This is a genomic window from Flavobacterium sp. RSP46, assembly GCF_003984825.1.
In the GTDB taxonomy this organism is placed as follows: Bacteria; Bacteroidota; Bacteroidia; order Flavobacteriales; family Flavobacteriaceae; genus Flavobacterium.
The window spans coordinates 1-18,271 of the sequence record NZ_RYDM01000004.1 but is presented as its reverse complement, the minus strand read 5'-3'; the positions used below and the strand labels follow the sequence as shown (position 1 = coordinate 18,271).

Genomic DNA, 18,271 nt, shown 5'->3' with positions numbered 1-18,271 from the left:
ATGGACTAGATTATATTGGAAAAATAAAACGGACTCTAAACCCTTTGTTGGATTTACTGTCAAAATTAAGGGTTCCTTTTATGGCATGAATACGGTTTTCCACATTTTGAAGTCCATTTGTTGAAGTTAATTCTTCAAGCGTGGCTCCAATACCATTATCAGTGTAATCGACTTGTAATTTATTTTTATTTTTTTTGAAAGTTAATACAACTAAACTGCATTGGCTGTGCTTTTTCATGTTGACCAGTAACTCTTGTACCACTCGGTAAAGCGTTATTTTTTTAGTACTGTTTATAGCGTTCCACTGAATTGTATCCATTCCATTGGTTAATATATTGATTTCATTTGTTTGAAAACCGGACATCATTTCTTTTAAACTAGTTTCAAACAGTGCTCCTGCTTCAATAGTGCTGTTTTCTCTGGAAATGTTTCGTGTCCGGGAATAAATAGTGTCTAGGCTGGTTAGTAAAACTTCTTTATTTTGTGCGGTGGATAAATCTTGTGTTTCTGCAAATGCCATGGTTTGATACACATCGTTAGCTAGTTCATCATGTAGTTTTTTTGAAATTCGAATTTCAGTGGTATATGAAATTTTCACCTTTTCTCTTCGGTTTTTAGCCATAAGAAAATTTGCTGCGGAAATGCTTATTATTAAGGTGAATACGATAACAAAGGATAAAATTAGATTTCTATTTTTTTGCTTTTCTAATAAAAGTGCATTTTCTATTTTTTGTGTTTTTAGTTCTAAATTTTCATCTTTATCTTTTTTAGAATCATATTTTATTTTTGCAAATTGATTTTTTGCTTTTTGTCGGGCTTTATTGATGCTGTCATTGATGTGGAGGTGAAGAATGGAAAATTTTTTTGTTTCCTTCCCAACGCTATTTCGTATTAATAATGCGATTGCTTTCAATCGGTCATCAACATTGTTAATTTTTGTTGCTTTTTCGTAAGCTAATTGTGCATATTTATAAGATAATCCAGGATTGGATTTTTTATAGAACTCAGCAATATTAAGATAACTGGTTGTAATTCCAAAGTCATCTTTTATTTTTTTTCTAATGATTAAAGCGGTATTCAGATAGTAAAGACTTCTTGAATCACCCATTTTGAAATAGCAATAGCCCAAATTATCAAGAACCCTGGCATTATTTTCCTCATCGTTTGAAATGTTTGTATGGAGAGTTAATGGCAACAGAAGCTGCAGTGCGCTTTTGTAATCATTTTTGCCTATATACGCTACGGCAATATTATTTGTAAGGATTGTTTTTTGTGATTCATCCGGGATTTGATTGAGTGCTTTATTATAGTAGAGTATTGCATTGTCATAGTCATAAAGTCGCTCATAATTAATACCTAATATATTGTATACAGCACATTTGTAGTAGCGATTTGTTGTTTTTTGGAATAAGGAAATAGCCTCAGTAGCCGTGGTTTCACTACTCAAATAATCCCCTTGTATTTGCTGAATTACAGCCATTTTTAATAAGGAATAAATTATTTTTCCAGTATCCGTTCCTTCATTACAAGCTAATTTGGATTCGTTGTAGTAATAAAAAGCACTATCATAAACTTGGTTTTCAAAATGTTTTTCTGCACGTAAAAAATGCTGTTGGTAGTGCGGGTTGCTTTTGATTTGTGTTGCAATGTTACTTTCTTTTTTGCAAGATATAAATCCTGTAAATAAAAGGATGAGTGAAATTAAAAACGGGGAATTCAACTTTTTAAGTTTCATTCCCCGAAAATACATAAATTAATTTTAGATATGGATTTAATTCTATATTTGTATTGTTATTTTGGAGGAGGAATTTTAGTTTGTCCATTCGCACCTCCTCCTGTATCATCTGCGGATACTTGTTGTTTGTTATCTGGAGTGGTTTGTACTTCGTCATTGGTACAGGAAACCATTGCAATTCCGGCAATGATTAAACACGATACTAGTAGTATTCTTTTCATTTTTTTTGAATTAAAATTAAATATGGGTTGGTCAGTCCGATTTCGAAATCGAATTGTTATCAGGATTAGCCTACCATAAAAGATTAGCTTTTTTGGGAAGTAAGTGTGCTGAAAACAGAATAGGACCATCTATACTTCCCGAATAGACCGACCAGGCTGTTTTGTAACACTTTTTTTAAGAACTAGTTTTGTACATTTGTCTTGATTGCAATTCAAGACAGCAAAGAATTCTTAAGCAAAGGAATGAGGATAGTGCAGTTTGTTCTCAAAGGAATTCCGGTAATTCCGGTAATTCTGATAGTTTCCGACTAATGCTTATAAATACCAAAATAGGAGTATGAATAAAATTACTTTTGAGGAGTATAAACGTGCCATTAAAGCAGAATATCAAGTATCTAAAATGGATGAAGTGTCGGGAATATTATTAAATCCAACCCCTGCACAATTGCGGAATCTATGCTTGATGAAATTGGGTAATGGCCTGTCTAATGCAGATGAAAATGTATTTAAAATGTTTTTTGATGCTAAAGCGGAGGATACTTTGAGACGGGTAATTGAAAATTTTGATCTCGGAAAATTTAAACCCATTATATCCTTTCTAAAAGGACAGAAAGATTCTGATACTGCGGCTAGAATAGAATTAGCAGCCATTTTGGTAGATTTTATTCCAAGGCCTTATAATACGTATTTACTCCATGGTAAGAGTAGCGAAAGAGATGCTCAAGAAAGTGTTAAAGCGTTTCAAAAAAAGAGAATGACCGATGTTGGTATTCAATTAGTGAAACCTACTAATAATGTTCTAGCAGGAATCTCTCAATATACGCATTGGAGAAAATCAGGAATTATTCTTGCTATTTTGATGGCATTATTTTTTATGGGATATACTGTAAAAGGAATTTTTTTTCCAGAGAAGGACTGTATGAAATGGGAGGGGAATTATTATGTAGCAGTAGATTGCTTGAAAGACAATGGGCAGTTTGGAATTAGTAGTTCCATTGATGAGGAGGTAATGAAATTAAAGAAAGTAGATTGTAGTAGTACGTTGCAATTCTTTAATAAAGAGACACCTATCGTGTGGTATTGTAAGCGTGATGGAGTGATAGAACTTTTCAATATGTCAGGATTTCACCCAGTAACGGGAAAACCACTAAAGCCTATTACCAAGTACATTATCAAAAAGTATAATTTAATGCAATGATGGTGTAGAAGCAGTTAAGCTGAACAGTATGTAAACAAAAAAACCCAATCTTTCGGATTGGGTTTTTTATATAAGTAAGTAATCTAAATTGAGTTATAAAACGTTTATTTTACTTTATTAAGTACAGCTTTGAAAGCTTCTGGGTGATTCATTGCTAAATCAGCAAGCACTTTACGGTTCAATTCGATTCCGTTAGCTTTTACTTTACCCATGAATTGTGAATAAGACATTCCTTCCAATCTAGCTCCAGCGTTGATACGTTGAATCCATAATGCACGGAAATTTCTTTTGTTCACTTTTCTGTCACGGTAAGCGTAGCACATTGCTTTCTCTACCGCATTCTTAGCAACTGTCCAAACGTTTTTACGTCTACCAAAGAAACCTTTGGCTTGCTTCATTATTTTTTTTCTTCTTGCTCTTTTAGCAACTGAATTTACCGATCTTGGCATAATTTTTATTGTTTTTTGTAGCAGGCGGCTTGAATTAAATCAAAAGCGCTTAATGGCCGTACTCCAAGGTTATTTTAAATTGTTTTAACCTAAAGACTATTTAGTCAAAAGTTTTAAAGTCGAATGTCCAAAGGCTTTAAGACCTTTGACTTTGCAACTTTAAGACTTATTAAATAATTCTTAATTGTTGTTTGATGCTTTTCATATCTGTTTTGTGAACTAGCGCAGAGTGAGTCAATGCTAATTTACGTTTTTTAGACTTTTTAGTCAAAATGTGACTTTTAAAAGCATGCTTTCTTTTAATCTTTCCAGAACCAGTAACTTTAAAACGTTTCTTGGCGCTAGATTTGGTTTTCATTTTAGGCATTTTTTCCTAGTGTTTTAATTTATTCGTACTTACTTATTTTTTCCTCTCCCCAGCCCTCACCAAAGGGGAGGGTGACGAGAAGTTATATTTGTTTCTCCTTTTTTTTTGTTCCCTTCCTTCGGAAGGGTTAGGGGAGGATATTACTTTTTCTTTTTAGGAGCGATGAACATGATCATTCTCTTTCCTTCCAGAACAGGCATGGCTTCTACTTTTCCAAATTCTTCAAGATCTGTTGCCAATCTCAACAATAAGATTTGACCTTGGTCCTTGTATATGATTGAACGCCCTTTGAAGAAAACGAATGCTTTCAATTTGGCTCCTTCTTTCAAGAATTTTTCTGCATTCTTTCTCTTAAACTCATAATCATGCTCATCGGTCTGTGGGCCAAAACGGATTTCTTTCACAACAACTTGTGTAGATTTCGCTTTTAGGATCTTATCACGTTTCTTTTGTTCGTAAACAAATTTCTTGTAATCCATGATTTTGCACACCGGTGGTTCTGCATTTGGAGAAATCTCAACAAGATCCAATTCAAATTGATCCGCTAATCTTAGAGCTTCCGAAAGTTTAAAAACTCCTGGCTCAATGTTCTCTCCTACAAGTCTTACTTCTTGTACACCACGAATAAGACTGTTTATTCTGTGTGCATCTTTTTTTTCTACGCGAGGTTGGTAACCTCTGTTGCTTCTTATTGCTATGACTTTATAATTTAAGTTAAACTGTAAATACTTTTAATGTTTTATTGATCTCTTCATTTACAATAGCAACAAATTCGTCTATTGTAACGCTGATATTTCCCTTTCCTTCTTGTCCGTGACGACGAATAGAGATGGTTCCGTTTCTCTCTTCTTCCTCGCCTACGATCAACATAAACGGGGTTTTTTGCATTTCGGCATCTCTGATTTTCTTCCCGATTGTCTCGTTTCTATTATCTATGAGGGCGCGAATTTCGTGATTTTCTAGCAAATCTAAAACTTTTTTCGCATATATTTCATATTTCTCGCTCAAAGACAATATTATAGCTTGTTCCGGCATTAACCAAAGAGGGAAATTTCCTGCAGTATGTTCTAATAAAATAGCAATAAAGCGTTCCATTGATCCAAAAGGAGCTCTGTGAATCATCACCGGTCTGTGTAATTCATTGTCAGATCCTTTGTAGGTCAAATCAAAACGTTCCGGCAGGTTATAATCTACTTGAATGGTTCCTAATTGCCATTGTCTTCCCAAAGCATCTTTTACCATGAAATCCAATTTTGGACCATAGAAAGCGGCTTCACCATATTCAACGACGGTGTTCAGCCCTTTATCTGCAGCAGCATTAATAATCGCATTTTCTGCTTTTTCCCAATTTTCATCACTACCAATATACTTATCTCTGTTTTCTTTGTCTCTCAAAGAAATCTGAGCGGTAAAGTTTTCGAATCCTAATGAACCAAATACATACAATACCAAGTCAATTACTTTCTTGAATTCTTCATCTAATTGTTCCGGTGTACAAAAAATATGGGCGTCATCCTGTGTAAATCCTCTTACACGGGTTAATCCGTGCAATTCACCACTTTGTTCGTATCTGTAAACGGTTCCAAATTCAGCATAACGTTTTGGTAAATCTTTGTAGGACCATGGTCTTACATTATAAATTTCGCAGTGATGGGGACAGTTCATCGGTTTCAATAAAAACTCTTCACCTTCAGCAGGAGTGCTTATAGGTTGAAAACTATCAGCACCATACTTAGCATAATGTCCTGAAGTGACATACAATTCCTTCTGACCTATATGTGGCGTAATTACTTGCTCATAACCCGCTTTCTTCTGTGCTTTTTTTAAAAACTGTTCTAAACGATCTCTCAATGCAGCTCCTTTTGGCAACCATAACGGTAAGCCTGCTCCAACTTTTTGTGAAAAAGCAAATAACTCTAATTCCTTTCCTAGTTTTCTATGGTCGCGACGCTTTGCCTCTTCTAGTAATAAAAGGTATTCCGTAAGATCCTTTTGTTTAGGAAACGAAGTTCCGTAAACCCGGGTCAACTGTTTGTTTTTTTCATCACCGCGCCAGTAGGCACCGGCAACACTCATTATTTTCATCGCTTTGATGATTCCAGTATTTGGAATATGACCACCGCGGCATAAGTCAGTAAACGTATCATGATCGCAAAACGTAATCGTTCCGTCCTCAAGATTGGTTATCATTTCTGTTTTATAAACGTTGTCTTTGTATAATTCTAAAGCGGCTTTTTTAGATACAGGACGTAGCTTGAATTCATGTTTTCCTCTTGCTATTTCAAGAACACGATCCTCAATTTTCTTAAAATCCGCGTCCGTTATTTTTTGATCTTCAAAATCCACATCATAATAAAATCCATTAGATATTGCTGGTCCGAGCGTTAATTTGATTCCTGGGTACATTTCCTCCAGAACCTGTGCCATAACATGCGAAGTAGAGTGCCAGAATGCTTTTTTTCCGCCCTCGTCATTCCAGGTAAACAAGATAAGACTGCCGTCTGTCGTCAAAGGAGTTGTGGTTTCAATAGTTGTATCATCAAAAGAAGCCGAAATCACATTTCTGGCAAATCCTTCACTAATGCTTTTAGCAACATCCATCGGTGTTACCCCTGAAGCAAACTCTTTAACTGACCCGTCGGGCAAAGTAATCTTAATCATTGTTTATTATTTTAAGAATGCAAATATAGCGCATTGCAGAAATACACACAATATATAAGTAAGGTTTGTTGCTATATGGGTGTAAATACAAAATCATAACGGATTATAAACGAATGAAAAGCAATCATTTATTTTGGGGAGTTGTCTGCTTTTTTAGTTCGTTTCGTTCGTTTTCTACTATATTATTGCACGCTTTTCTTTCGTAAAACAAAGGAAAAGCCTTTTCACATTTATCAAAACTCAATTACACGATTAGTTTTCTGACGGGCTTTAAAAAAAAAATAAATCCTGATCTTGCGGAATAAAATCCAATTTTGAAAATGTTTAATTTGACTCTTTACCATTTACTTCTCACCCTTCACTTTGTCAATTCACATTTTAAAACGTTGTATCTTTGATTCTTTAGCACCTTTAAAAAATATTTCAATAAAAATGAACATCCCAAACTCACCTTTACCCAGAATAGTTATTATAGGCGGTGGCTTTGCCGGAATTGCGTTAGCTAAAAAACTCAAAAATAAAAAAGTCCAGGTACTCTTTTTTAGATAAACACTATTACCATCCTTTCCAACTGCTGTATTAAGTTGCTGTTGGCGGCCTAGAAATGGGTGATATTGCTTCCATGGAATCCGAAACCTATCCGCAAGGACATCCCATGATGGCGCAACCTGCGATGCAGCAAGGGAAATTATTGGGCGAAAACTTAATAAAATTAATTAAAAATAAACCCATGGAAGCTTTTGAATATAATGATAAAGGATCTATGGCAACCATAGGAAGGAATAAAGCGGTAGTCGATTTGCCGGGATACCATTTCAGCGGTGTTTTTGCCTGGTTTGTCTGGATGTTTGTCCACTTGTTTTCACTGATTGGTTTCAAAAATAAAGCCGTCGTATTCCTGAATTGGGTCTACAACTACATTCGTTTTGATCGGGAAGGCCGTTTGATTATCAGACCCTACAAAAAGAAAAGTTTTACGACATTTACCAGCGATGAAGTATAGAAAATCATGAATTTTAAAGTCTTATTTATAACTCATAACTTCTTTCCTTGTAATAATTTACCATCAAATTTATAAATTTACTATAGCCCTCGATGCCGTCTTTTTGCTGGTTTGCTTTCAGGAATTGATCATAAAAAGCATGGAATCCTTTGTCGATAATCGTGTCGTATTGCTTCCAGAAATGCTCACTTTCTTTGTAGTTTTTGATAATACCGGGATGAACAGTGTTTAATAATTGTTTAAAAACCACCTCGTCTCGGGCCTTCCAGTTGCTTAAACAATATCGCAAAGCCATGCTGTACCCTGAATATTGAATATACAAATCATCATTTTTGACCGAAGCTAAATACCCAATAAAATTGCATTCACTTTCGCTTGCAAAGCCTATTTGGTGTGCCATTTCATGATTAGTAGTCATGGGGAAACTGTACATTGGACCTAGGTAATTAACCTGTGCTTCATTGGTAAACGGATTCAAATAGCCTCCAAAACCCATGTAGGTCAAGGGCAAACTAATTAACGATTTTTTAGTACTTAGCTTTGAATAGGCGAAGTAAGGATGTTCCGCTTCCAGGTTTTTATATCCATTCATACTCATTTCAAAAACCTGTTCTTGAGAGTACGGGAATACCACTTTCAAGCTGTCATTTTTTGTGAGTTGGTTTTGAACGGCATTGGTTTTGGTAATTATTTTTTTGGTGAAAGCCAACAAATCAGCATCTGAATAGTCTTTTTGAATTTCCATTTTTTCAAAAAGCGGTTCACGGTAATAATTCAGTGCCCAAAGTACATGAAACAAAAAGTAAAAAACCGAAACAAAGCTCAGTATACTCAAAAGGGTGTCTTTCCAATTGGATTTCCATGTTTTTCGTTTGTTCCAAAGCCATTTGAAAACAAATAAAATAATTATGAAATAGAGACAATCGCCTATGGAAAATGGAATTTCTCCCAGAATGGTTCTCGAGAACAACGAAAGTATCGGGTAGAGACCATTGCTATACCATTCTTCTACCTGTTCCGGATAGAAGGAAATAATTTGTAAAAGCAGTATTTGGATAAATAGAAAGGAGGAAAGGAAATATTTTGTTTTCAATGGTTGAATTTTGGAAATGTAAATATAATTACAATATCAATTACTACCGTAAGGAATTTAAACTTTGTAACTTTGGGACTTGTAAATGTTAAACCTCAAACACAAATAAATGAGTCAAGAAATAAGAAGTCTGGAACCAAAAGCACTTTGGAACAAGTTTGCCGATTTGAATGCCGTGCCTCGTCCTTCTAAAAAGGAAGATCGTGTGATTGCGTTCATGAAAAAATTTGGCGAAAGCCTTGGATTAGAGACTTTTGAAGACGAAATTCGAAACGTAATTATCCGAAAACCGGCAACTGCTGGTATGGAAAACCGAAAAGCTATCGTACTTCAAGGACATTTGGATATGGTGCACCAAAAAAATGCTGATACTGTTTTTGATTTTGATACCCAAGGAATCGATATGTATGTAGATGGAGATTGGGTTCGTGCTCGAGGAACAACGCTTGGTGCTGATAACGGTCTTGGAGTTGCTGCGATTATGGCAATTTTAGAAAGTACTGATATTCCGCATCCTGCAATAGAAGCTTTGTTTACTATTGACGAAGAAACAGGAATGACAGGAGCACTGAACTTAAAAGGAGGTATTCTGCAAGGTCAAATTCTTTTAAATATGGATACGGAAGAAGATGATGAAATAGATATTGGTTGTGCAGGAGGAATTGATGTGACGGCCACTGCAGAGTATGATGAAGAGGCCACTCCCGAAGGTTCTGTGGGGTATACAATTACTGTAAAAGGCCTGAAAGGCGGCCACTCCGGAATGGATATTCATAAAGGGTTAGGTAATGCCAATAAAATTATGAACCGATTGTTATTTGATGGTTTTGATAATTTTGGTTTGCAAATCTCCGAAATAAAAGGAGGAAGTTTACGCAATGCAATTCCGCGTGAAAGTCAAGCTAAAGTAATTATTGCCGAGGTATATGATGAAGCTTTTGTTTTTGACATGCAGCAAATTGTAAACGAAATCAAAACGGAACTTAAAACTACAGAGCCAAATTTAGAAGTTGTTTTTGAAAAAATGGAGGCAGCTCCTGCTAGAGTAATGCCTACAATTGCTCAGTTTTATTTTGTACGATCTATGTATACGGCGCACAACGGAGTGTACAGCATGAGTGCTGATTTTGCAGATTTAGTAGAAACATCGAATAATATTGCCAAAGTAATTGTAGGTGATGGACAACTTTCAGTACAATGTTTAACACGTTCTTCTGTTGAAACGGCTAAATTTGATTTGGCCAATGCGTTGCGTTCCGCTTTTGAACTAATGGGTTGTGAAGTAGAATTTTCAGGTGCGTATCCTGGTTGGACACCAAATTCAGAATCTGAAATTTTGGATGTTTTGGTGCCAATCTACGAAAAACAAAACGGTGAAAAACCAAAAGTAGTGGCGTGTCACGCAGGATTAGAATGTGGAATTCTAGGGACAAATTATCCGGATATGGATATGATTTCCTTTGGGCCAACCATTCACGGAGCGCATTCCCCTGATGAAAGAGCTAGTATTTCTTCTTCTCAGAAATTTTGGAAATTTGTTTTGGAAATTTTAGCTACTATTCCAGTCAAATAAAACAAAGTGTTCAGTAATCAGTTTTTAGTATTCAGTCTATTTGTAACTGAATACTAAAAACTGCTCACTGCTCACTAATAATTAGTCTCTTTTGGGAGTGTTTTTCTTATCTCTTTTTTCTTCTTTCTTTTCTTTAGCCGTTTTTAAAGGCTCTTTCTTTGCGGTTTTCTTCGCGTCTTGACTTTTTGCCATAATAGGAGTATTTAGGTTTTGTTTTTAATTCTTGATGTAGGTAAATGTATATAATATTTTTGATTTGTTTGAAATATTACTTTAAAAAAGCCCCAATTTCTTTAAGAATTGAGGAATGATTTAATTTATGGAAATGGCAAAATTTCAATATAAGAGTATGTTTTATTTTATCTTTAAAACTTTATATTCTTCATAACAGCCACTGATGGCATCCATGATTTGTAGGTCGTTTGCTGTTTTTATAAACGATTCAGAGTAGTTGCAGCGTTGCAAAATTTCAGGAATTTCATTTTTGTCAATACCTAAAAGTACCGCAATAGTTTCTCTGTCAAATTTTGATTCCAAAAGATTTCGAACGGTATCATCCTTTTTTAATTCTTTTAGTTTCTTGAGTTCTTTGGGGTTGTTACCAAAGAAATTATAAAGCATATCTGCTGGATTAAAGATGGAGCCCAATACTCTTCCAAATGCATTTGGGGAATATTCACCTGCCTCGTATCCTTGTGTTAATCCGGAAATACTGTAGCGGTAATTTTCACTGATAGGAATGATTTTAGTATCTACTTCAAGATATCCGGTTAGATTAAAAGGTCTTATAACTATTTCTTCAAGAGCAATTGCTTTTTCTGTTAGCTGTATTTTGGTGCTTTTATTTTTTATCCAGTCATTAGTAACTCGTACACGAAGCGATTGGAATCCGAGACTGGTAATGTGAAGTGTGTCATTTAGTTGTACATCGATTTCAAAATGGCCTCTTGAATCGGTTGTCGCTCCTCTGACTTTATTAATATTAATGATGTTTACACTAGATAATGGTTCTCTAGTTGTGTTACTGATGATGACACCATCAACTTTCTGGGAAGGTTTCTTAACTTGCGCAAAAGCAGGTACAGATAGTACTAAAAAAAAGAAAACTACAAAATATTTCATAAACTGATTTAAGACTTTAAAAGTAATAAAACAGGATTAAATATTTTGTAGTTTCAGTATATAATTATAAGAATATTAACAATGAATGTTAGTCTCTTCTTGGTCTTCTTGGTCTTGGTGTGTCACCAAAGCTTTCAGAACGTCTTGGTGCTCTGTCAGAACCTTCTGTTCGAGGTCTGTCAGATGAAAAACCACCTTCTCTTCTTGCTCCGAAACCACCTTCTCTAGGAGCAGAATTTCTGTCGCTTCTAAATCCACCAGAACCTTCTCTTCTTGGAGCAAAACTACCTTCTCTTCTTGGAGCTGAACTTCTTTCGCCACCAGAACGACCTCCGCCAAAACTTCCGCCAGAACTTCTTCCGTTATGATCACGTCTTCCGCCACCATCGTTTTTAGAAATTTCAACATTGATTCTACGTCCTTCTAATTGAACATTGTTCAATACTTCCATTACTTTATCGGTATGTTCCGGATCTGTGTTAAAGAAAGAGAATCCTTCTTTTACATCTACTTTGAAAACGTCATCACGACCTAAGTCTAATGTTTCTTTCAGGTAATCTTTCAATGACATCCAGTCAAAGTTATCTCTAGAACCTATGTTCACAAAATATCGTGTTGCGCCACCATTGTTGTTTTCTCTCGGAGCACCATCTCTATCGTCGCGCTCACGTCTTTCAGAACCGGAAGCTTGATTAGAAATATCTCTAGTTTTCTTGTAATAATTGATAAAACGGTTAAATTCAACCGAAACCATTTTCTTGATTAATTCCTCTTTCGATAAATCTTCAAGAACGCTGTTAATTGCAGGAAGATAGTTGTCAATTTCGTGATCAACTTCTACATCTTTAATTTTATTAGCTAAGTGTAATAATTGGATTTCGCAGATTTCAATTCCAGAAGGAATCGTTTTTTCTTCGAATTTTTGTTTGATGATTCTTTCAATTGAAGAAATCTTGCGCAATTCGCTTTTAGTTACGATTACGATAGAAGTTCCTAATTTACCAGCACGGCCAGTACGACCTGAACGGTGATTGTAAGTTTCAATTTCGTCTGGTAATTGGTAATTTACTACGTGAGTAATGTTATCAACATCAATTCCACGTGCAGCAACATCAGTAGCGACAAGCATTTGGATTTGTCTTCCTCTAAAAGATTTCATTACACCATCACGTTGCGCTTGAGATAAATCTCCGTGCAATGCAGCAGCACTGTATCCGTCTTCAACTAATTTTTCAGCAACAGCTTGCGTATCTCTTTTGGTACGACAAAATACTACTGAGAAAATATCTGGATTAGCATCGGCTAAACGTTTCAAAGCTTCGTAACGATCACGAGCATTTACAAGGTAAAATTCATGCGATACTGTTGCAGAACCTGAATTTTTAGCTCCAACTGTAATTTCAATTGGGTCTTTCATGAATTGTTTTCCAATTCGTGCTACTTCGGCAGGCATTGTAGCTGAAAACAACCAAGTGCTTTTTTCGTCTGGCGTAGTAGAAAGGATGTTTACGATATCTTCGTAAAAACCCATGTTCAACATTTCGTCAGCTTCGTCAAGAATACAATAGTTGATTTGAGAGATGTTTACCAAACCTCTATTAATCATATCTTGCATTCTTCCTGGAGTTGCTACAATAATTTGCGCGCCTCTCTTTATGTCTCTCGCTTGATCTGTAATGCTAGCTCCACCGTAAACTGCTACCACATTAATACCTTTTTCGTATTTAGAGTAGTTTTTAATTTCGTTGGTAATCTGCAAACAAAGTTCGCGTGTTGGAGATAAAATTAATGCTTGAGTATTTCTGTTGTTGGCATCAATTTTCTGAATAACTGGAAATCCAAATGCTGCCGTTTTCCCTGTCCCTGTCTGAGCCAACGCAACCATATCTGTGTCTTTTTCCAATAATAGGGGAATCGCTTTCTCCTGTACTTCGGTCGGATTTTCAAATCCTAGATCTAAAATCGCCTTCAGTAACGATTCACTCAATCCTAATTGTTCAAATTTATTCATATGTATTTTTAAAATAGGGTGCAAAATTACTGTTTATAATTCATATAAACTAATGCTATTTTAAGATTTTACAATTTATTATAATTTGATTATCAGAATGTTATCGTTTTGTTTGAAAATTAATCGTTTTGATTTGGTGTATTTAGTGTGAAATTTTTATTTGGAATTCAAGTTTTTGTTATAAAAATAGTACAATTGAATCGTTTATTTATTCGTCTTTAGAAAATGAATCAGTTTTTGTGTTGCTTTTCCTCTATGGCTTATTTTGTTTTTTATATCTAATGATAATTCGGCAAAAGTTTCCTGATAGCCATCAGGTTGAAAGATCGGATCGTAACCAAAACCTTGATTACCAGTTTTCTTTAAGGTTATTTCACCACCAGCAATTCCGGTAAACAGATATTGTTTCCCGTTTAGATTTAGTGCTATAACTGTTTTGAATTGTGCTTTTCTATCCTCTTTATCCAAAAGGGCATCTAATAATTTAGTCATATTATCATTTGCATTGCGTTGCTCGCCTGCATATCTGGCAGAATAAACGCCGGGTGCTCCATTTAAGGAATGGACTTCGAGTCCAGTATCGTCTGCAAAACAATCGCATCCATATTTTTCAGTGATGTAATTTGCTTTCTGAATGGCATTGCCTTCAATCGTATCGCTTGTTTCCGGTATGTCTTCAAGACAACCGATACTTTCTAAACTTACAATGGTTATGGTTTTAGGAAGCATGCTTTGTAATTCGAAAATTTTATTTTTATTGCTGGAAGCGAAAACGAGTTGCATTTTTTTAGTTTAGGTTGTCAAATATACATTTTTTAAAAACAGTGTTGTCCGGTAAAATTATTTAGATAGAATTTGAAGTTTTTTATTGGACTGCAAATGAATTAATAAATGAGACAATCCGTTCCTTGTGGGTTTGCACAAGGGATAGCAGTGGAAATCCTTTTATATTTTGTCAGGGTTTTTAATCCTGACAAGATATAAAAGATTGTAACGAATAGCCCGACCACGCTGTAACGCTAGTGAAAGCGTGGATGTGCCCAAATACAAACTTTATTTTTTATCTACCATAGGTCTTTCGGCGCGGTTTGCCAGTTCCCAGGCGGTTACAAATGCAAACTGGGCTCTTTTAGTCAAGGCATCATATTCAATTTTGTCCGGACTATCAGTAGGTTTGTGGTAATCAGCATGGACGCCATTAAAAAAGAAAACAGAAGGCACACCGTTTTTGGCAAAATTATAATGGTCAGAACGTTCGTAAAAATGATTTGGATCTTCTGGGTCATTGAATTTGTAATCCAAAACAAGATTGGTGTATTTAGCATTTGCAATGGTACAAATGTTATCCAGATCAGTTGATAATCGATTGGCTCCAATGACGTATACGTAATTATTGCTGCTGGCGTGGGCATCATCGCGACGGCCTATCATGTCAATATTGATATTGGTTATGGTATTGGCTAATGGGAATAGAGGATTTTCAGAATAATATCGGGAGCCATGTAGACCATGTTCTTCACCGGTAACATGGAGAAATAGGATGGAGCGTTTTGGACCATGACCTGCTTTTTTAGCTATTTGGAATGCTTGTGCAATTTCTAACAAAGCAACAGTTCCGGAACCATCATCATCAGCGCCGTTATAAATTTCTCCGTTTTTTGTCCCTACGTGGTCGTAATGGGCAGAAATGACCAAGACCTCATTTGGTTTTTCAGAACCCTCAATATAGGCCCAAATGTTTTCAGAATCCGGTAAGTTTTCATTGCGTTTTGCATTTAGGAAGGCGGCAGGAATTTTTTGGTAATAGTCGGAAGCGCCTGTAGGAAAGGGAACCGCATTTTTATTATATTGATCAATGAGGTACATCCCCGCTTTTTTTTGTCCGGCAGATCCTGTTTCACGGCCTTCCATTTCGTCTGAAGCAACAATATAAAGGTGCGTTTTAAGTTCGTCAGCTGTTATTGTATTCATGTATTTTGTAGGATCAACACGAGCAACGCTAGATTCTTGAGAAGCACAGCTGATGGTTAGAAGAATCATGAAGGATAATAAAGAGAATTTTTTCATTTTTTTTTTAATGTAGGTTAATAAAGGTTTATAGGGCAAAAGGAATACTATAATAAGGACTAGAATAAAGTTAATAAAAAATAACAGGCTGCTTTTAGGAAAGAAATCAATCGAGTTTCTTCATAAGAACGGCTGTTTTAAATGTTCTAGTTTGCTAAATGTTATTGGCTGGTTTTTTTTACTATTATATTTTTTCAAAATAACGAATAGGATTTGCCATTCCTCTAATTTTAGGCACTATTTTATTCATATATATCAAGAATTTCTTTTGAAATAATTTCTGAACCTTCAAATCCCCATCTTTTTGTGCCTCTATATTCAATATCTTGAACCCATTTTTCAGGTTTAAATATTGCTCTTATTACACCTTTATATTCGGCTAAAACAAGCTCTTAATTTTCTGCTCTGTTTTGTCTAATACCCACCAACCTCTAGTTGCTTCGTAAATATTGGGTCTGTCATAAACTGGATTTTCACTTTTCTTTTTTCGTTTATTATCGTATGTTTTATTTATATTAATTACTAAAACTGTATGTTCAATATTTTCTTTTTTTTAATTCTTCACAATTGTAAAGTATTTCACATTCATTAACAGTTTTAATTCCTTGGTTAAATGAATTATGTCTAGCGACGATATTTGAAATTTTAGCAATTTCTGCAAAATCCCTAAAGGTCAAAAAATCAATTAAAACAGATTCAACTATTAGAGCTTCATTTTCTTCTAATCCGTGTCTAATTATAAAGTGTTTTACTTTTAAATTTCTATTTTAATTGCTCTGATAATTTCTAATTTTTCAGTTTCGCTTGGATTAAATATTGCTTCATTAATATGAGAAAAAACACGATTTCCATAACCTTTTCCAACATAGAATATTTTGTTATCTCTTGGGTCAACTAGAATATAAACATAAGATTTTAATTCTTCTTGTGTCTTTTGTGAAAATTGTTCAGTCATAATTCGTTATTTTTCTCCGATTTTAGGTATACTTGACACATAACGTCAATTTTCCTGAAGGATCGGGATAAAAACCTCTAAACGAACTGTATTTTGTTAATCATTGAGTAAATATATGTTATTTAAACTACAATTAAAATTCGTTCTGGTAAAAGTCGCTTATGATTATTAAAATAAAACAGTCCGTAAAAAGGGTTGAAAATTGCTCTTAACATCACAAAACATAAAGTGATCCTTTTAGGAAATGGCAATGAATACTAACAAATCCGGCAGGATTCATGGTATTTGCTAAGCAACCTTTTGGCGGTTCAAGTCAGGTGGTGGAATATTCGGGGAGATACACCCATAAAATCGCCATCAGCAATCACATGTACAGTTTAAACCGGAATAGGGTGTTCAGTTTGCCCCGGAATATCCAGTGGAAGAGGAATTGCACCGCTCAACTTTTGGTTGGTTAAAAGTTAAGCGAATACAATAGGCATCTGTTTTCATCGCTAAAATTCTAGTATTTGTTTACTAATTCAAAATATTAGAAAAGGAAAATATTACAGCGCAAATTTTTAGCACGAAAGGACATACTGCAATTCCGTCAACAATTTTTTTGTAACCCACTCATTAAAATCCTTAATTATTCTTTTTTTAGCTGAGGGAATATATTAATTATCTAATTACAAAGGTGGGTTTTTTTATTCATAAGTTTTTATTAATGTTTGTAATAATATGCATTAAATAAATTTATGTTGTTTAAATGGATTACTTCTATTCTGTTTAAAGCAAATAAATCTCAGAGCATGGTAAAACTGGATATGCAAACTAATAACCGATTTACAAAAAGGACATCTCAGTTTTATTCTTAATGAAAAAAAACTCAAAAGCAAATTCATATTAGTGAAACTGAAAACGAAACACTAAAACACCTGGCTTTTAATAAAATCAAAAGATCAATATGCCGGTGATAGTGACATTTTGCTACAAGACAAATCCGTAATTTCTAACGTGACCCTATAAAAGGTAGAAAACTAAAGGCGTTAAGCTATTATTTGAGCGTTCCTCCATATATAAAAAGAGGAATTACTATAGCGTGTAGTAGTCTCTTTTTATATAAGGAGTCGGGCTATCCGCTACAAGTCCTCATAAAGTTGCGTTACGCTCCACTTTCTTGCGGGCTTTTCACTACTATCCCTAACGCGTGCTTTCTTAGTTTAGAACTTTTAGTTGTTTTGATGTATATAATGATACCTTATATATAGGATATAAAAGCAATAGTACAATTTAACACACTATCCCATCTATATAGCACAAAACCATTAGTTGGATTAATTTTAGACTTCAATAATGGAGGTAAAGCACCCTATGAATTAGAAAAGCGAAACGAAGAGCGGGTAAAAGAGCAGCTATAGCTGTATTTCGAAATATTTGGCAAAGAAAGAAAAGGAATCGAAGTGTTAGTATTGCAGTTGGAATAGTCGTTTTAGAGAAAGAAAGGGTATACTTTGGAGGCGGGTAGGGTTATAAAGAAAAAACTTTGATCTTCAAAAAACGTGATATCAGCTAGTTAAAGAAAAAGTTAAGAAAAGGTCAAAAAAAAGGGATTAAAAAGCTTGTAAAAGCGAATAAAGGGTGTAGTTTTGCACCCGCAATGGCGCAGAAGTTCTTTAAAATACTGGCAAGTTAATTGGATCAAAAGGAAAATTTATTTTCAAAAAAAGATTCGATAAAGCTTGTGAGAATAGAAAACGGATGTTACCTTTGCACCCCGCAAAACGCGCAATGTTCCTTGACAGATTGATAAGAAAAGCAGAAGAAAGGGATATAA

15 protein-coding genes and 2 pseudogenes are annotated in these 18,271 nt (G+C 34.8%); 5 read left to right on the top strand and 12 right to left on the bottom strand.

Translation table 11 applies throughout. From position 1 onward, the window contains the following. Positions 1 to 10: 10 nt before the first annotated feature. Positions 11 to 1,735 (bottom strand): tetratricopeptide repeat protein, encoded by a 1,725-nt coding sequence (locus EKM01_RS07985; protein WP_158616092.1) that lies wholly within the window; start codon positions 1,733 to 1,735, stop codon positions 11 to 13. A 56-nt stretch (positions 1,736 to 1,791) separates the two neighbouring features. Continuing rightward, positions 1,792 to 1,956, bottom strand: coding sequence for a hypothetical protein (locus tag EKM01_RS14570; RefSeq protein ID WP_156063249.1), 165 nt, complete (start codon positions 1,954 to 1,956; stop codon positions 1,792 to 1,794). A 337-nt stretch (positions 1,957 to 2,293) separates the two neighbouring features. Here EKM01_RS14570 and EKM01_RS07980 point away from each other — a divergent pair, with 337 nt between their 5' ends. Further along, positions 2,294 to 3,154, top strand: a complete 861-nt coding sequence (locus EKM01_RS07980) for a hypothetical protein (protein WP_126767726.1) — start codon at positions 2,294 to 2,296, stop codon at positions 3,152 to 3,154. Between the two features lie 104 nt (positions 3,155 to 3,258). Here EKM01_RS07980 and rplT read toward each other — a convergent pair whose 3' ends face one another. The 4 genes from rplT to thrS form a co-directional block, all read right to left on the bottom strand. After that, positions 3,259 to 3,603 (bottom strand): 50S ribosomal protein L20, encoded by a 345-nt coding sequence (gene rplT, locus EKM01_RS07975; RefSeq protein ID WP_035633036.1) that lies wholly within the window; start codon positions 3,601 to 3,603, stop codon positions 3,259 to 3,261. 169 nt (positions 3,604 to 3,772) lie between these two features. Then, positions 3,773 to 3,970, bottom strand: coding sequence for a 50S ribosomal protein L35 (gene rpmI, locus EKM01_RS07970; protein WP_022827375.1), 198 nt, complete (start codon positions 3,968 to 3,970; stop codon positions 3,773 to 3,775). 140 nt (positions 3,971 to 4,110) lie between these two features. After that, positions 4,111 to 4,668, bottom strand: coding sequence for a translation initiation factor IF-3 (gene infC / locus EKM01_RS07965; protein ID WP_370273076.1), 558 nt, complete (start codon positions 4,666 to 4,668; stop codon positions 4,111 to 4,113). Positions 4,669 to 4,684: 16 nt separating this feature from the next. Beyond that, a complete protein-coding gene (gene thrS / locus EKM01_RS07960; RefSeq protein ID WP_126767723.1) occupies positions 4,685 to 6,631 on the bottom strand; it encodes a threonine--tRNA ligase in 1,947 nt (648 codons plus the stop codon). A gap of 432 nt (positions 6,632 to 7,063) precedes the next feature. Here thrS and EKM01_RS14565 point away from each other — a divergent pair, with 432 nt between their 5' ends. Next, complete coding sequence (locus EKM01_RS14565; RefSeq protein ID WP_158616091.1) at positions 7,064 to 7,180, top strand: FAD-dependent oxidoreductase; 117 nt, start codon at positions 7,064 to 7,066, stop codon at positions 7,178 to 7,180. Positions 7,181 to 7,235: 55 nt separating this feature from the next. Further along, a pseudogene (locus tag EKM01_RS07955) lies at positions 7,236 to 7,634 on the top strand (NAD(P)/FAD-dependent oxidoreductase); the annotation flags it as partial. Positions 7,635 to 7,659: 25 nt separating this feature from the next. On the opposite strand, the gene EKM01_RS07950 reads toward EKM01_RS07955, so the two are convergent. Then, entirely contained in the window at positions 7,660 to 8,727 is a 1,068-nt protein-coding gene (locus EKM01_RS07950) for a DUF3810 domain-containing protein (RefSeq protein ID WP_126564387.1), read from the bottom strand. A 109-nt stretch (positions 8,728 to 8,836) separates the two neighbouring features. On the opposite strand from EKM01_RS07950, the gene EKM01_RS07945 reads away from it, so the two are divergent. Further along, positions 8,837 to 10,300: an aminoacyl-histidine dipeptidase gene (locus EKM01_RS07945; RefSeq protein WP_126767720.1), complete on the top strand. Its 1,464-nt coding sequence runs from the start codon at positions 8,837 to 8,839 to the stop codon at positions 10,298 to 10,300. 354 nt (positions 10,301 to 10,654) lie between these two features. On the opposite strand, the gene EKM01_RS07935 is transcribed toward EKM01_RS07945, so the two are convergent. From EKM01_RS07935 to EKM01_RS14790, 5 genes are all read right to left on the bottom strand, one after another. Beyond that, entirely contained in the window at positions 10,655 to 11,422 is a 768-nt protein-coding gene (locus EKM01_RS07935; RefSeq protein ID WP_126460905.1) for a carboxypeptidase-like regulatory domain-containing protein, read from the bottom strand. A gap of 88 nt (positions 11,423 to 11,510) precedes the next feature. Further along, complete coding sequence (locus EKM01_RS07930; protein WP_126460901.1) at positions 11,511 to 13,433, bottom strand: DEAD/DEAH box helicase; 1,923 nt, start codon at positions 13,431 to 13,433, stop codon at positions 11,511 to 11,513. Positions 13,434 to 13,637: 204 nt separating this feature from the next. Next, entirely contained in the window at positions 13,638 to 14,216 is a 579-nt protein-coding gene (locus EKM01_RS07925; RefSeq protein ID WP_126555663.1) for a non-canonical purine NTP diphosphatase, read from the bottom strand. A gap of 270 nt (positions 14,217 to 14,486) precedes the next feature. Further along, a complete protein-coding gene (locus tag EKM01_RS07920; protein ID WP_126767717.1) occupies positions 14,487 to 15,500 on the bottom strand; it encodes a M28 family metallopeptidase in 1,014 nt (337 codons plus the stop codon). A gap of 754 nt (positions 15,501 to 16,254) precedes the next feature. Continuing rightward, on the bottom strand, positions 16,255 to 16,455 hold the full coding sequence (locus EKM01_RS14790) for a GIY-YIG nuclease family protein (RefSeq protein WP_233589314.1): 201 nt from the start codon (positions 16,453 to 16,455) through the stop codon (positions 16,255 to 16,257). A gap of 275 nt (positions 16,456 to 16,730) precedes the next feature. Between EKM01_RS14790 and EKM01_RS07910 the strand changes: the two are divergent. Continuing rightward, positions 16,731 to 16,820, top strand: a pseudogene (locus EKM01_RS07910) (transposase); the annotation flags it as partial. Positions 16,821 to 18,271 lie beyond the last annotated feature (1,451 nt).

What these genes read in the sequence shown, in the direction of transcription:
- EKM01_RS14570 (WP_156063249.1), bottom strand. Translation starts at nt 1,956, where the DNA reads ATGAAAAGAATACTACTAGTATCGTGTTTAATCATTGCCGGAATTGCA.
- EKM01_RS07930 (WP_126460901.1), bottom strand. Translation starts at nt 13,433, where the DNA reads ATGAATAAATTTGAACAATTAGGATTGAGTGAATCGTTACTGAAGGCG.
- rplT (WP_035633036.1), bottom strand. Translation starts at nt 3,603, where the DNA reads ATGCCAAGATCGGTAAATTCAGTTGCTAAAAGAGCAAGAAGAAAAAAA.
- EKM01_RS07985 (WP_158616092.1), bottom strand. Translation starts at nt 1,735, where the DNA reads ATGAAACTTAAAAAGTTGAATTCCCCGTTTTTAATTTCACTCATCCTT.
- EKM01_RS07980 (WP_126767726.1), top strand. Translation starts at nt 2,294, where the DNA reads ATGAATAAAATTACTTTTGAGGAGTATAAACGTGCCATTAAAGCAGAA.
- EKM01_RS07920 (WP_126767717.1), bottom strand. Translation starts at nt 15,500, where the DNA reads ATGAAAAAATTCTCTTTATTATCCTTCATGATTCTTCTAACCATCAGC.
- EKM01_RS14790 (WP_233589314.1), bottom strand. Translation starts at nt 16,455, where the DNA reads ATGACTGAACAATTTTCACAAAAGACACAAGAAGAATTAAAATCTTAT.
- EKM01_RS14565 (WP_158616091.1), top strand. Translation starts at nt 7,064, where the DNA reads ATGAACATCCCAAACTCACCTTTACCCAGAATAGTTATTATAGGCGGT.
- thrS (WP_126767723.1), bottom strand. Translation starts at nt 6,631, where the DNA reads ATGATTAAGATTACTTTGCCCGACGGGTCAGTTAAAGAGTTTGCTTCA.
- EKM01_RS07925 (WP_126555663.1), bottom strand. Translation starts at nt 14,216, where the DNA reads ATGCAACTCGTTTTCGCTTCCAGCAATAAAAATAAAATTTTCGAATTA.
- rpmI (WP_022827375.1), bottom strand. Translation starts at nt 3,970, where the DNA reads ATGCCTAAAATGAAAACCAAATCTAGCGCCAAGAAACGTTTTAAAGTT.
- EKM01_RS07945 (WP_126767720.1), top strand. Translation starts at nt 8,837, where the DNA reads ATGAGTCAAGAAATAAGAAGTCTGGAACCAAAAGCACTTTGGAACAAG.
- EKM01_RS07935 (WP_126460905.1), bottom strand. Translation starts at nt 11,422, where the DNA reads ATGAAATATTTTGTAGTTTTCTTTTTTTTAGTACTATCTGTACCTGCT.